Origin of the sequence: Trichocoleus sp. Lan, assembly GCF_039961855.1 — a bacterium.
Lineage (GTDB): Bacteria > Cyanobacteriota > Cyanobacteriia > Cyanobacteriales > FACHB-T130 > FACHB-T130.
Window position 1 is genome coordinate 176,892 of sequence record NZ_JAMPKA010000004.1, and the last position, 14,793, is coordinate 191,684.

A 14,793-nucleotide genomic window follows, 5' to 3' on the forward strand; every position below is an offset into this window, starting at 1 on the left:
AGGCACTACTTTAACTTGGGAGAGCTTCTTCTGCTCAAAGAAAAGGAAAAAAGCGTTCCCAATGCGAGAACGATGAACCAAGTCAACCAGAACCAAACGTCAACACTTACAAAAGGTAGCCCTGGTAATGGAAGAACTAGCCCTGCCAGCCCAACTAACCCCATGATGGTTGTATATCCCACCATGAGGTTGCTGTGCCACCCTGCTGAAGATCGGAATGTTGCCGATACAGGCAGAAGCAACAATCCAAATAAAACGGGAGCAAACAGAGTTTTAGAATTTCCGGTCATTAACCACAAATAAAATGCGCTTAGTATTGCCCAAACTAAAGTCGTGAGCCAATAGGATTGCTTAAACTTCAATTCGAGTAATAGGGTTATCAAGAGGTCTACAAACCAAGGCAAAAAGATTAACCAAAACAAAACAATCAGCGCTAACCAAATCAAAGGATTGGGATTAGTTGCAGCAAGATTCAGCAATATACGGAATCCCAAACACAAGCAGGCAAAGAAGCCCAACAAAGCTTTCCCGCTCAAAAATCTGCCTAGTTGTAAACGGCGGTACGGGAATATTACACACCTGTAAACTGGTCTGTATAGTGGGTTTTTTAACTTGATCGCTTGGATGAGTCCATCCTGTGCAGATTCCAAATTGGGGTTGAGTCGGAGTGCTTGGCGGAAATACTCCCAAGCTTTCGTGGGGCTTCCTTCCCGATTCAGTATCATCCATCCCAAGTTGTTGTAGTTGAGGGCATTCTCCGGGTCAAGCGCGATCGCTTGCTCAGTCGTAGCGATTGCCTCCTCTGTTCGACCCAACTCGAATAGGGCAATTCCTTTGTTATTCAAACAGTCAACATTCTCTGGCTCTATGTTAAGCCCCTGCGTCGCTGCTTCTAGTGCCTCCTGCCATCGCTTTTGTTTAACTCGAATGTTTGATAGTAGGATGAAATGGTTGGCATTTTCAGGATTTAGGCGAATTGCCTCTTTGGTTACGTTCTCAGCTTCCAGAAGCTGATTGCGATCGCAGAGAATCCAACCCAGAACGTAATAACCATTCTCCCAATCTGGTGCCAGCTTAATTGCTTGCTCAGCTTCTTTTATTGCTTCCTCGTACTTCTTGAGAAACCTCAAGCACCAGCCTAGCCACGCATAAGCCTGGGCGCTATCTGGATCGACTGCTAATTCCTGCTGCAATTCCTGCGCCGCCATCTCATAACGCGATTGAGCCATGAGGATTTCGGCACGCTCCAAATGTACGCCCATCAGAGTTTCAGATATTTCAGGATGTCATCGTACAAACCGCTCTCATTCGCATACAAGGCATAATTACGAGCCGTTGAAAACCATTCTTTTGTCGAAGGTTTCACGCTTCCCGCCGCCGAAGCTAAATCTTTGGTAGTCAGTGGCTTCGGGATACCTACTTTCATCGCTTCTGCTAACTTCTTTTCTACTGCCACATCCACCACTGCCATTAAGTCTGCGCCTGAATAATTCTCAGTTTTCTTCGCTAGGTGGTTGTAGTCAATATCCTCCACTGGCTTACCCCGACACAACAAGCGCAAAATGGCAGCTCTTGCTTCTGCATCAGGCGGTGGTACAAACAAGATGCGGTCAAAACGACCCGGACGACGGAAGGCTGAGTCTAAGTGCCAAGGAGCGTTCGTTGCAGCTAGAATTAATACCCCTTCATTAGAACTCCTCACTCCGTCCAATTCTGATAGAAATTGGTTAATTACCATGCGGCTAGAATTTTGTCGCAAATCCGTACGACTGGCAGCTAAAGCATCAACTTCATCAAAAAATAATACGCAAGGTTGGTTGCGTCTAGCTTGTTCAAAAAGGTCGTGCAAGTTGCGTTCGCTGTTGCCCAACCACATATCTAATACATCGTTAATTCCGACAGAGAGGAAACTAGAATTAATTTCGCCAGCTGTCGCACGAGCCAGGTAAGTTTTACCGCAACCCGGAGGGCCGTACATTAAAATTCCGCCCCCAATTGCCTTCCCGTAAGCTTTGTACAGTTCCGGCTGTTTCAGGGGATAAATAATTTTCATCCGAATTTCGTCTTTGACCGCTTCCATACCGCCAACATCTCGGAATCCGATCGCGGGTTTTTCGACTGGAGTATCTTCTTCTGAGTTCGGAAAGTCTCCCACCCCTGCCCGAATTTTCCCGTCTACGACCTCTTGAACGTCCTCCTGTGCCCCAATTCCCAACCTTTCGGCAAAATCAGCATCTTTGACAGATGGATCGACTTCGACTGCCCTGCGATACTGACGGACAGCTTGTTCCACAGCCCCCGTGTTGAGAAGAAGACGCGCATGAAGCAGAAAAGCACCCGCTGGACAATCCAAGCGCTTTATTTGATCTTCCACAATAACCAGTGCTTGGGGATGCTTTCCTTGTTGATAGAAGGCACGAGCTAATCCCAATTTCAACTGCTGATTTTCGGGCGATCGCGCTAAGGCGAGGCGGTATTCTTGCTCGGCTTCCTCTGCCTGACCCTGGCTCAAAAGTGTCTCTGCAAGATGTTGTCGCAAGGGTACATTATCCGGAGAAAATCGGAGAGCCTCGCGCAGTGCCTGAATTGCATCGTTGCTGCTAGTCATCGGTAATTGGTAAGGGGTGATTGGCGATTGGTGAATGGTAATTAGTAATAATTTTTAAGGTTAATTTTCAGATTAAAAAACTCTCTTGTTATTCAAAACTCTCTTGTTACTCAAAACTCTAAAACTCAAAACTCACTTACCCATTCCCAATTTTAGGAAAGTCAGCCCAGGTTTCTAGGGGTTGAGTGGATTGAACCAGATGCATTCCCGCTGCGGCAAATCTAGCAAAAGCTTCTTCTGCTCCATCCGTGTAATCCACCACTCCAGGAACGACAACAGGTGAGGTGCAATCTTCTAGCAGATACACCTTTTTCGCCAGATTAGCGTCTTTTGCTGTTATTTCTGATAACAAATCATCAATTGTCCAGGCAACGCAGTGACTCTTCGCTTGACCAGCAATAATCACCGCATCAAACGCGAGTAACTGTTGAATCAAGCTGGTATTTTTCTGAGCAATCGGGCGTCCATTTGTACTTTCCAAAACTTCCGCCCGGAGGACAGAATAATTTTCAGTTAAAGGATTGTCGCCTTTAATTTCAAACTGCGTTTGGCTATTCCGGGCAATACAGTGGAAAAAGAGTGCCTCTTCTACCGCTGACACTAAAGCGTGACCGATTCCACCCAGCATGGAATGATAAGGCCACACTGTCAGCGGATATTTACCTGCTTCACTCAAATGCTTGACATAATGCAAAGCGTGTGAGGAAAGTTCGGCGTAATCGACACTGGCAATTCCAGCAACGGCTGGATTCACCTTCCACACGCCTTGGTGAACATCCTCCGGTGTAATCATCGTGACGGCGGCGGTGGGATGTTCTCCGGCGTTGTTAATCCAGAAGATGGGGTGGAAAATTTGCATTGCCGTGTGAGTATCCATTGTGGGAGCGATCGCGCTAATGACTCCCAAATTCCGATAAATAAATTCACTCAGCCGCCGATTATCTTCTACCGCACCCGTACCCGTTCTCCCACCGACAAATAATTCAAAATCGGGGATGCAAAACGTATTCTGGACATCGATTAACAATAGGCAAATGCGAGTTTTGTCCTCAGCCGCCGCTGAAATCTGATGCTTTTTCGCCCACTCTCTCGCATCCGCTGCCCGTTGCTGATAAGGCACCCGCCAGACTTCCCCGACCTTTTTGGCATCAAAGTGAGGCGGAATCGGCAACTGCTTTGTTGTTTGTGCGTTCATTATTTTCTCCTGCTGTCGCCACCGGAGTCAGCGGTGGAATTCCGGCTAAATCGAGGATTTGCGAAATCAAATCTTCTCGTTTCACTGCCATCATATGAACCCCTTGGCAGAGTTGACGAGCTAATTTGACTTGTTCGGCGGCAATTAGCATCCCTTCTTGCAAGGGATCTGAAGCAGCGGCGAGTCTCTCAATAATGTGGTCGGGAATATTTACTCCAGGCACGCATCGATTGATAAATTGGGCATTCTTAGCAGATTTGAGCAGAAAAATTCCTGCCAAAATTGGCTTTCCACAACCAGCCGCGATTTGATCCATAAATTTTTCTAGGCGGTCAAAATCGCAAATCAGCTGACTTTGGAAAAACTGCGCCCCTGCTGCTAATTTCCGCTCAAATCGACTTTGCAACCCCGACCAGCTAGCTAATTGCGGATCGATAGCCGCACCCACGAACAAGTCAGTCGCCCCATCACTCAAGGGTTTGTCGTTCCAGTCGAAGCCGAGATTCATTTTTTTGATTAATCCCAGCAACCGCACGGATTCTAGGTCAAATACACTCTTGGCATCGGCATGATCTCCAGCTTTTACAGGATCGCCAGTCAAAGCTAAGATATTGCGAATTCCCAACGCATGGGCACCCATCAAGTCAGCTTGCAATCCGATGCGGTTGCGATCGCGACAAGCAATCTGGCAAATCGGCTCGATTCCATGCTGGAGCAATATGATCGAAGCCGCCATCGAACACATCCGCAACACCGCCCGACTGCCATCGGTAATATTGACCGCATGAACCCGACCTTCAAGGGTTTGCGCCATTTTCAGCATCTCGGAGGGATCGCCGCCCTTGGGAGGGGCAACCTCAGCGGTCACTAAAAATTCACCCGATTCCACAGCAGTACGCAAATTGGTCTTGTAGGGGCGGGGTTCCCGCGTTCCTGCTGAATTTTGAATTAAATAACTCATTCTGAAGCATCAATCACTAATCGCTTCCATCCTTGATAACTTATATCTGGTTAAAGGGGAACCGAATAACCGAGGGCAGCTTTCACTTGGGCGAGAGTAACGGACGCGATCGCTTCCGCTTTCTGCCTACCATCGCGCAACACGGACTCCAAATAGCCTTTGTCATCCATCACCGCTTGATACTTTTCCTGAATCGGTTTCAGGGCGTTAATCGTGGTTTCCGTCAGCAAGGGCTTAAATTGTCCCCAGCCCATATCCTGACACTCGGCTGCGACTTCTTCCTTCGTCTTGCTCGAAAGCACCATGTATAGCGTCAGCAAATTTCGGGCTTCGGGTCGTTCCGAATCATTAAAAGTTAGACCGCGCACTGAGTCAGTTTTGCAGCGTTTAATCTTATTTTGGATTTGCTCTGGGGTATCGAGCAGGTTAATTCGGCTCATGTCCGAAGGATCGGATTTCGACATCTTCCGAGTGCCATCCGTCAGACTCATTACTCTAGCACCCTCAGTCCGAATCAGCGGCTCTGGCAGTTTCAGCACCGGCTTTTCCCGGCAAAATTGGTAATTAAACCGATTCGCAATATCGCGGGTTAATTCTAAGTGCTGCTTCTGGTCTTCTCCCACCGGCACTTTATCCGCCTGGTAGAGCAAAATATCTGCCGCCATCAGCACTGGATAGTCTAGCAAGCCAGTATTGACATTTTCCCCCTGCTTAAGTGCCTTTTCCTTGAACTGGATCATATCTTCCAGCCAGTTAAGGGGAGTAATACAGTTAAGCAGCCAAGTCAGTTCGCTGTGAGCCGGGATGTGGGATTGTACGAAAATACTAGAATCTTCCAAATCAATCCCACAAGCCAAATACAAAGCAGCAATTTTATAAGTATTTTCAGCTAACGTACTGGCATCGTGGGGCGCGGTAATCGCGTGCAAATCCACCACACAGAAGAAATTTTCGTACTGACTCTGCCCTTCTACCCAGTTGCGGATTGCTCCCAAGTAGTTACCCAGATGCAGATTACCCGTTGGTTGAACCCCAGAGAGAACGCGTTGCTTAACCATGAATTTCAATTTAGCTATCTAGAAGCGCAGTTTTGATGCCTGCGTTAACAAAACTTATCTATCTAGTTTGACATTTTATGGAATCAGCGCGGCGTTATTTTAACAGCCCAGAAGTAAAGGAGCGATCGCGTCTTTTGCAATTATTCGTTACCTAAACGCTCCATTTTACCCATAATCAGTTTTTTTGCTGGGATGGAAAATAACCAACCCTACTCAGAATGCGATCGCGCTTTTCAGGAGTTTTATTGGTAAATTTACTGGCAGATTATTTCTCTAAATTCCAGAACTGCATCTAGAGATTCTGGGTGCACAAAATAGACAACCAAAATGATTACATCTTCGGGTAGTATAGACTCGCTAAAATTCATTTTTTGAGAGTTGTTCAAGTATAGCTAATAAAAAATTATTTTATCTTTATTTTAAAGCGAAATTTTAGTAGATTACATGGGCGGAAAAAAGTGATAAAAAAGCTAGTTTTTTAAAAACTCAATTCAATCTAATAAAATTAACACAGTAATTCTATTTTATTTCCAAAGCATTTTTAAATAAATTCCTAAAAACGCCAACCAAGGACATAAAGAAAAACAAAGCAGAGGATTCCATAAATCCCTTAAGATGACCATAGATAATAAAATTTCAGTGTGATGAAATTTTTAGGCATTGATTTGGGATGGCGATCGCAACCCAGCGGATTATGCTGCCTCGCTTGGGAAGATGGGCAATTGCATCTGCTGGATTTAGATAGACTCGAAACAATAGAAGAGATTCTCAACTGGATTGATACCTGGGCACCCGCAGCAGAACCAGCGATGATTGCCGTTGATGCCCCAACGCTGATTCCTAATACCACCGGGACACGACTACCTGATAAACTTACCCACAAATATTTTGGTCGCTATCACGCGGGTTGCTACCCAGAGAATCTAGGACTCCCCTTCGCCCAACGCATCGTAGGATTTGGACTCAGCCTTGAATCCCGTAGATTTGCTCACGCACCAATTATCAAACCCCAGCAACCGGGACGCTATCAAATCGAAGTATTTCCCCACCCAGCCATCGTAAATTTATTCAGCTTAGAGCGGATTCTTAAATACAAAAAAGGCAAGCTGGCAGAGCGTCAATTAGAACTAATCAAACTCCGCCAGTATATTGTCAATAGCTTACCAACTTTCCACCCTGCCCTAAATGTCTCTTCATCCTCTGTGCCGATTCTCCATCTTTGGGGTTCGATGCTTGCAGAAATCCCCAGTACTCTTGCAACCTTTAAAGCCTTAGAAGATAAGCTAGATAGCCTCATCTGTGCCTATGTGGGCGCTCATTGGTGGTACTGGGGATTAGAAAGAAATCTGGTGCTGGGAGATGACACCACTGGATATATTGTTGTCCCCAAAAATCGTTTTGAGTTTTAAATTTTGAATTAATAACTCAAAACTCAAAACTTTCTAAGCCCAAAGAATCAGTCCCAATTCGTAGGGGCTTGATAGATTATTGTGTTTTGGCAAAACCCGTAAAGAGAAACCCTGCAAACCACTGGAGGTATAAAGAATATCAACAGTGTAAATACTACATCCTTGTTGATCTTTGCCTTGGTAATCCATCACTACGGGAATGCCGTTGACAATTTCCCCATCGACACCAACTGCACCCTGATAAAGTTCAACTTGAACATCATCGGAGCTGAGTTCCCCCAGATTAACCCGCGCTTTGACGCTAACGGTTTGGTTGACCATAATCCCAGCCGGTTCAGAGACATCAACTTCTTCGATTTTGATGTTGTACCATTGCTCGAAGATTCGTTGCTTCCAGGCGGCTACATCCTTGGCGGGGGCGTAGTTGTCTGCGGTCATCGTAGAGTAGCGATCGCTTGCTGGGAAATATCCCCGCACTGCATACTCCCGCACCATCCGCGACGTATTGAAGAACGGACAATTCAACCGAATCGAATCCTTCATTTTGGCAGTCCACTTGCGGGGAATTCCAGCTCCATCCCGGTTATAGAACAGCGGCACGACTTCCTGTTCTAGCAAGTCGTACAAAGCATTCGCTTCCACATCATCTTGATAATTGAGGTCTTCATAGTCTTCCCCGTGACCGATGGGCCAGCCAGTGCGGACATAATCTGCCTCATCCCACCAGCCATCCAGCACGCTCAGATTTGGCAAACCATTCATCGCCGCCTTCATTCCACTGGTGCCAGATGCCTCTCGCGGACGTCTGGGGGTGTTCAGCCAAACATCACAACCCGCCACCATTAACCGGGCAACATAAGTATCGTAGTCCGGGATAAACACCACACTGGCATTCATTCCTTCTTCCCGCGAGAAATGAATGATATCCCGGATCAGTTCCTTCCCAGGCATATCCTTGGGATGAGCTTTTCCAGCAATGACGAATTGCACCCGCCGATTTGGATCGCCCAACAAGATTTTCTTGATCCGGTCTAGGTTCCGCAAAAACAGAGTTGCCCGCTTATAAGTCGCAAAACGACGGGCAAACCCGATTGTTAGCACCGTTGGATCTAATACTTCCTGCGCTTGGTCAATCTCAGAGGGAGAAGCACCGCGATCGCGCAACTTTCTCACTAGGCGATCGCGCACAAACACCACCAGTTCTGACCGCTGACGCTCGTGATTGCGCCACAACTCCTCATCCGGAATCGACTGCACCCGCTCCCACAACGGATCGTCTACTGGCGCGTCAGACCACTGAGGGCCAAGGTAGCGGTCATACAGCTCCTGCGTTGACTTCGCTACACAAGTGCGGGCGTGGACTCCATTCGTAATCGCGGTAATCGGCACCTCATTGAGTGGAAAATCTTTCCAGAGACTCTGAAACATCTTCCGCGACACCAACCCGTGCAGCTGAGCAACCCCATTGACAAAGCTCGATGTCTTCATCGCCAGTGCTGCCATGCTAAACGGTGACGCCAAATCCCCAGTGTCCTCCCGTCCTAAGCCGAGAAACTCTTCGTGGGAAAGTCCGTAAATATCGGCATAGTGCCCCACGTAATAAAGAGCCTTATCCGGGGGGAACAAATCGAACCCAGCAGAGACAGGCGTGTGAGTCGTGAAAACTTGACTTGCTTGCGCCACTTGTTTAGCGGCGGCAAAATCCAGTTTCTCTTCCTGCATCAGCATCCGGATGCGTTCCAGAATCAGAAACGCTGAGTGACCTTCATTCAGATGGTAAACAGTGGGTTTGTATCCCAGCGCCTTCAGCATCCGGAAGCCCCCGATGCCCAACATCATCTCCTGGTGAATCCGCATATCCAAGTCACCACCATACAGCTCGTCGGTGATGTCGTGGTCGTAGGGATTGTTCGGCTCAATGTTGGTATCGAGCAGGTATAGGGGCACAGTGCCCACTTGCACGCGCCAGACACGGGCATAGACGGTGCGCCCTGGATACTCTACAGAAATCCGCAGTTCCGAACCGTCAGGATTTTGCTCCGGGTGCAACGGCATATTGTAGAAATCGTTAACCGGATAGCGTTCCTGCTGCCAACCATCGGCATTGAGGTACTGGGCAAAATACCCTTCCTGATAGAGTAAGCCGACGGCAACGAGGGGTAAGCCTAAGTCACTGGCTGATTTCAGATGGTCTCCCGCGAGAACGCCCAAGCCACCAGAGTAAATGGGCAGGCAGTCGGTTAGACCAAATTCCGCGCAGAAATAGGCATAACACTCCTGAGTCCTGAGTCCTGAGTCCTGAGGACGGAGCGAGAAAGCAGAAGAATTTTCTTGTTTCTTCTCAGTCCTCTGACCGTTCACCTCATTCCTGTGTTTGCGATACCACGTCCGTTCTTGCAGGTAGTCGTCTAGCTGGCGGCTGGCTCGTTCCATGTGGGCAACAAAGCCTTCATCTTCAGCAACTTCTTGTAGCCGCGCTTGAGAAATAGTTCCCAGCATTAGCACTGGATTGTGACGGCTGGATTCCCACAAATCGCGGTCTAGGCGGCGAAATAACTCTTTGGTTTCAAAGTTCCAATCCCAATGCAGGTTGTATGCCAGTTTTCGTAAGGGTTCTAGCCTTGACGGCAAAGCGGGGGAAACGTTAAATGTCCGAATCGGCTGCATTGACAAAGCCTCTCAAGTCTTAATAGAGCTATTGTGTACTCACTTCCGCTACAAGTTGGATGCTCTTTATACTCTTTTTTTGGACTGGAAATGTTGATCCCTTTATCCAGCTAGCTGCCCTTAGCAAGCTGCCGCTTTCAATCTAAAATCCTAGTTTTTTCAGGGAATATTGAGAAAATTTGTTTAGAAAAGCGCTCCCGTGCTAGGAGCGATCGCCTAAAAGCGGTGAACATCGCGTCTCTTGCAACGCTGCCCTTGGGCACCATTAGTGGCATTTAGTGGCATTCGCGTGTTTATCCTCCTGGCGTCCAAACACCTTAGCTATCTGGGATCGCACCCTAGCAAGGATTTCAGTATTTCCCGGGTTCTGCAATTTCCTTGATTTTGAGCTAGGGAAAAGTTAAAACCCAGGAACCGGGTGCGATCTCGTGGTATAACAACTAAGCGATCGCTAGGGAAACTTCGCGCTCTGGCAATCGTCAGAGCAGTTTAAGCAGCTCAAACGACGGCTGGACTGACCGCTTGAGGTCAACAATCACTCCAGACTCAAGGCAAAAATGAAGCAATATTTCGGTATTATGAGAAAGTTGTTCTGCCTTTAAGGCAGCAACATTCAGCCTTTCCCGTCTGGAGTAGATATCGGTATGGTGACTCTCAAAATTGTCGTTTATATAGTCGTTGCCTTCTTCAGCCTGCTCTTTGTGTTTGGATTTTTGTCCAGCGATCCTTCCCGTAACCCAAAACGCCGGGATCTGGAATAAACAGCGATCGCTTTATGCCTCAGGCCGATGTCGGGGCAGCAGTCCACTGCGAGGCACCCTACTCAGAGTGCAGTTGAGGATAGGCATTGGTGCTGTCCGCTCAACTCCTGTTGCTAGAAGATGCCCCAACCAGTTCCGCCGCCCCCACCGCCTGCGATTATCAACACGTTGCCGCCAGAGGATGTCACTTCTCTAGCTGTCTCCGCTCAAACAATTGCATCGGATTCCCAGCGAACCCTGCAACCTGAGACCCTTGCTGCCCCGACGCAGCCGGAAACGTTTGCGCCGGAGTCTTCTTCCTCGCTCTCTGTAATTTCTATCCCCACCAGAAAAGCTGCCCCCCTTGGTGCCCCAATTTCAGTGGGTCATCCAATTGTCAGGAATGGGAGTGGTAGGGAAGAAGCATCTGTGCAGACAGACCAGAATGACGACGACCCTGCATTGTCAGCACAACGGCTTCGCCCTTACGCATACCCAGATCAGGATTTTCCGAACGTTGCTGAATTTGGTGCTTCGTCGGTAGAAAATCAAGAGTCAGAACCTAGCACTCAGAACGCGGGAAGTCAGGCTGTAAACGTAAAAGAACGCACGGCAACTCCTATGTTGCAAAAGCAGCTGCCGAGTGTCGAGCAACAGCCTCCAGAACCCTCAGAATCTCTGGAAGCTCTGGAATCTTCGCCGAGTGAAACTCCGATAGAATCGGCTCCTCCAGCGCCCGTGTCGGAGGGTGAGCCTTGGCCTGAAGAAGAATTGGCACCGGCACCGGCATCAGCACCCGCACCTCCCACCCCAGAAAATCAACCAGCACCCGCCCCCGCCCCCGGTACGACGCCACCTCCGCCTACGACTTCTGGCGGTACGGGAGGCGTTGTGGAATTAACTTCTGACCAGCAAGAATACGATGTAGATCGACAAGTCGTTACAGCAGAAGGCGATGTTGTCTTGCGCTACCAGGGTGCGGTAGTAGATGCGGATCGGCTACAGGTAAACTTGCCGAATCGCGTTGTAGTGGGCGACGGGAATGTCGCCATGACGCGAGGCGAACAAGTGCTGCGGGGCGATCGCGTTGAGTATTATTTTGCCCAGGATAGCGGTTTCCTCTTAAATGCCAGTGGCGAGATTTACCAGCCTTCAGCAGGGGCAGATTTTTCGAGTCCTTTACCCAATGATGTCAGTGCTGCGGCTGCGTCAGTGCGACCGTTAAGCGATCGCATTACCGCCAACCAACCCGTCTCGAATATCACCAGTCCTGGCGGCTACGGACTGGTCGTTGGGGCTAGCCAGAACATCCAAAACCAGCAGCCGTTTCAGGAAGGGGGCGCAATTAACCGGCTGCGCTTTCAAGCCGACCGGGTGGATTTCGACTCTGAAGGAGCTTTTGCTACCAATGTTCGCCTAACCAACGATCCCTTTTCGCCACCAGAACTTGAGGTACGGGCAGATACAGCCAGATTTAGGCGGATTTCGCCCCTGGTAGATGAAATTACCACCACCCGCTCCCGCGTCGTTTTTGACCAGGGTTTTTCGATCCCAATTTTTCAAGATCGCAGAGTGATTGACCGGAGCGAAACCGAACCGGGTCTCGTCACCTTCGGGTATGATGCTGAAGACCGAGGTGGTGTGTTTGCGGAACGAACCTTTCAACTGATTTCTACCAACCGCGTGCGATTGCGCGTCACCCCGCAATATTTTCTTCAAAAAGCGGTTTCTGAGGGGAGCTTCCTCGATCCCTCCGTGTTTGGTCTCAGGACTAGACTAGATGCCACCCTCAGTCCCACCACAACCTTGAGAGGGTCGGCTGTTTTCACCAGTCTAGATCCCGAAGAGATCGCAGACGACCAGCTAAGAGCGAGCCTGCGGCTGCGCCAGATTATCGGCACCCGTCTACCCCATACCTTAAATTTAGAATATAGCTACCGCGATCGCCTGTTCAACGGCTCCCTCGGCTATCAAACGGTCCAGAGTAGTTTAGGCGCAGTTCTGACTTCTCCGGTCATTCCCTTAGGGAATACTGGCATCAACCTCACTTATCAAGCGGGTGCCCAGTTCATCAACGCAGATACAGACCGTTTAGACTTGCTCGAACCAGGGCAAACCAACAATCGCGTCAGTCTCAGTCGCTATCAAGCCAGTGCCTCCCTCAACCGCAACTTTTTACTTTGGCGGGGTAAAGGGTTGCCTGCCACCCCCACCGAAGGACTGCGCTACACACCCGTGCCAGTTGTTCCCTATGTACTATTAACGACGGGCGTCACCGGCGTTTATAGTGGTTACAGTAGTGGGGATAGCCAGGAATCCCTGAGCGGGAGCATTGGGGTGCAAGGGCAATTCGGTCATTTCTCCCGACCTTTTTTAGATTACACCGGGTTTAACGTTACCTACTCTCAAGTTGCTCGTGGTGGTATATCACCTTTCTTATTTGACCGCCTCGTGGACACCAACGTCCTTTCCGCGGGCATTACCCAACAGATTTATGGCCCGTTTCGCCTGGGTTTTCAAACCTCGGTCAATTTAAATACTAAGGAGAACATCAGCACCGACTACTTTCTGGAATACAGCCGCCGCACCTACAACATCGTCCTGCGCTACAACCCTGTTTTGGAGCTGGGTTCCATCAGTTTTCGGCTTAATGACTTTAACTGGTTGGGTACTCCGGAACCGTTCCCTGGCTCTGGTGTGCGTCCAGTCGTGCAAGGGGTTTCTCGTTAGAAACTGAGTGCAATGCTTTAAATAAAAGCCCCAACCGTTGCATGCGGTTGGGGCTTTTATTTATTTAGCCCGTACAGACGGGCACTTTTTATACCAGCAAATCTTTAGTCTACGGATTTCTGTTGCTTTCTCTTAACCTTCTTTTGCCGCTGCTTCACAGCCGTAATCGCATGGTCAGCAGGGAATCCGATCAATGGAATCACCTGATATTGCCGCTCTTGTTCAAGCTTTTTCAATTCCGTGTAATCGACCCAGTGGATACAATCGACCGGACAGGTGTCAATGGCTTCTTGAATGACTTCTTCCGAGTCTCCATCCTGCCGAACTACACGGGATCGCCCATAATCTGGCTCAATATAAAAAGTATTGCGAGCAACATGGGCACAGTGCTTGCAGCCAATACAGGTTATTTCATCAACATAGACGCCTTTTTGCCGCAGGGTGCCACCCAACTCCGGCTCCAAACCCGAACGTTCCGGGGCATCCCGCCAAATACCACCTAACTCTGGCTCCAAGCCAGAACGTTCGGGAGTTGGCTGTTCAGGAGTTGGGTAATCAGACATTAGGCACTCCAGCGCTGCACTACTAGGCGGATTGAACCATCTTCATTCTGTTTTTGCTCGGCAACTTGGAAGCCCTGCATTGCAGATTCTTTGACAACCGTGTGGTAAGCATAACGCTGAGTCACTCGGTTGAGAAACCGCTCTACAGAACCCGTTTGCTGCCAATACTGTAGGTCAGCAACAAGTTCGTATTCTTGACCGTTCCAACGAAAACCGATGTCATAACCATTTTTTTGCTCAATGGCAACATCAGCCGTAAGGGTTTGACCGCGATAGCCGCGCACTGTTTGCGGGCCAGATTTCCAATCTATTCCTAAGTCGGTCAAAGCGGCTTCTAACGAGACAAGATTGCGGATTTGAGTTTTGATGTTGCTAAAGTGTGACATGACGATTTTTTCAAATAAATTAAGTTGGACTCAAAAAAAACTTACCTTACCACTCGCTATAAGTTGCCCCGGCTGTCGCCGTCGCACTCTGATGAATCACTGAGGCAAAAAATTCAGAAGTCGGTTCCTGAGTTAGTACCAGACCCAATTGGGCTTCAATAGCGGCAGTCACTTCGGCACAGGATTTCCCAGTAATTCCGGTGACTTTCTCCTGCACCCGACCATCCGGATAAATGATAAACTCTAGCGTTTCCATGCTCATTGGTTAGGGATTGCTCAAGTTAGGCGGCGGCACGAACCATACTGCTGATGCTGCCGGATAAGACATCTTTCTTAGAACTGACTCGCTGGGATATTAATAAATTAATGTTGCTCAAATGTTGAGCAATTGAGTCACAACGAGTTAAAACGTAACAAAACTTAATTAATTAGGCGAGTCTTACTTTGATTATTTGTCAGTGTCGCTTAACTTTACA

At 48.6% G+C, this 14,793-nt stretch carries 12 protein-coding genes; 3 read left to right on the plus strand and 9 right to left on the minus strand.

Features of this window, described 5'->3' with window-relative positions; translation table 11 throughout:
* Positions 1-5: 5 nt before the first annotated feature.
* The 5 genes from NDA03_RS05260 to trpS all read right to left on the minus strand — a co-directional run bounded on the left by NDA03_RS05260 (position 6) and on the right by trpS (position 5,822).
* Positions 6-1,262 (minus strand): tetratricopeptide repeat protein, encoded by a 1,257-nt coding sequence (locus NDA03_RS05260; RefSeq protein WP_348237484.1) that lies wholly within the window; start codon positions 1,260-1,262, stop codon positions 6-8.
* A complete protein-coding gene (locus NDA03_RS05265; RefSeq protein WP_348237485.1) occupies positions 1,262-2,608 on the minus strand; it encodes an AAA family ATPase in 1,347 nt (448 codons plus the stop codon). Before NDA03_RS05265 ends, NDA03_RS05260 begins: the two co-directional genes overlap by 1 nt.
* A 136-nt stretch (positions 2,609-2,744) precedes the next feature.
* Entirely contained in the window at positions 2,745-3,803 is a 1,059-nt protein-coding gene (locus NDA03_RS05270; protein ID WP_348237486.1) for a cysteine hydrolase family protein, read from the minus strand.
* Positions 3,757-4,764, minus strand: a complete 1,008-nt coding sequence (locus NDA03_RS05275) for a methylenetetrahydrofolate reductase (RefSeq protein ID WP_348237487.1) — start codon at positions 4,762-4,764, stop codon at positions 3,757-3,759. Before NDA03_RS05275 ends, NDA03_RS05270 begins: the two co-directional genes overlap by 47 nt.
* Positions 4,765-4,814: 50 nt before the next feature.
* Positions 4,815-5,822 (minus strand): tryptophan--tRNA ligase, encoded by a 1,008-nt coding sequence (gene trpS / locus NDA03_RS05280; RefSeq protein ID WP_190678209.1) that lies wholly within the window; start codon positions 5,820-5,822, stop codon positions 4,815-4,817.
* A gap of 644 nt (positions 5,823-6,466) precedes the next feature.
* Here trpS and NDA03_RS05285 point away from each other — a divergent pair.
* Positions 6,467-7,231, plus strand: coding sequence for a DUF429 domain-containing protein (locus tag NDA03_RS05285; protein WP_348237550.1), 765 nt, complete (start codon positions 6,467-6,469; stop codon positions 7,229-7,231).
* 33 nt (positions 7,232-7,264) lie between these two features.
* On the opposite strand, the gene glgP is transcribed toward NDA03_RS05285, so the two are convergent.
* On the minus strand, positions 7,265-9,898 hold the full coding sequence (gene glgP / locus NDA03_RS05290) for an alpha-glucan family phosphorylase (protein WP_190532646.1): 2,634 nt from the start codon (positions 9,896-9,898) through the stop codon (positions 7,265-7,267).
* Positions 9,899-10,542: 644 nt separating this feature from the next.
* Between glgP and NDA03_RS05295 the strand changes: the two genes are divergently transcribed.
* Both NDA03_RS05295 and NDA03_RS05300 read left to right on the plus strand, forming a co-directional pair.
* The gene (locus tag NDA03_RS05295) at positions 10,543-10,659 is read left to right on the plus strand and encodes a photosystem II reaction center protein I (protein WP_190413836.1); all 117 of its coding nucleotides are present in this window, start codon (positions 10,543-10,545) and stop codon (positions 10,657-10,659) included.
* 120 nt (positions 10,660-10,779) lie between these two features.
* A complete protein-coding gene (locus tag NDA03_RS05300) occupies positions 10,780-13,368 on the plus strand; it encodes a DUF3769 domain-containing protein (protein ID WP_348237488.1) in 2,589 nt (862 codons plus the stop codon).
* 104 nt (positions 13,369-13,472) lie between these two features.
* Here the strand turns inward: NDA03_RS05300 and NDA03_RS05305 are convergent, their stop codons facing one another.
* From NDA03_RS05305 to NDA03_RS05315, 3 genes are read right to left on the minus strand one after another with little or no spacing between them, the layout of a single operon-like run.
* Complete coding sequence (locus NDA03_RS05305) at positions 13,473-13,931, minus strand: ferredoxin (RefSeq protein WP_190413834.1); 459 nt, start codon at positions 13,929-13,931, stop codon at positions 13,473-13,475.
* Complete coding sequence (locus tag NDA03_RS05310; protein WP_190413833.1) at positions 13,931-14,317, minus strand: DUF1257 domain-containing protein; 387 nt, start codon at positions 14,315-14,317, stop codon at positions 13,931-13,933. The genes NDA03_RS05305 and NDA03_RS05310 overlap by 1 nt, the downstream gene beginning before the upstream one ends.
* A gap of 46 nt (positions 14,318-14,363) precedes the next feature.
* A complete protein-coding gene (locus tag NDA03_RS05315) occupies positions 14,364-14,573 on the minus strand; it encodes a DUF2997 domain-containing protein (RefSeq protein WP_190413832.1) in 210 nt (69 codons plus the stop codon).
* Positions 14,574-14,793 lie beyond the last annotated feature (220 nt).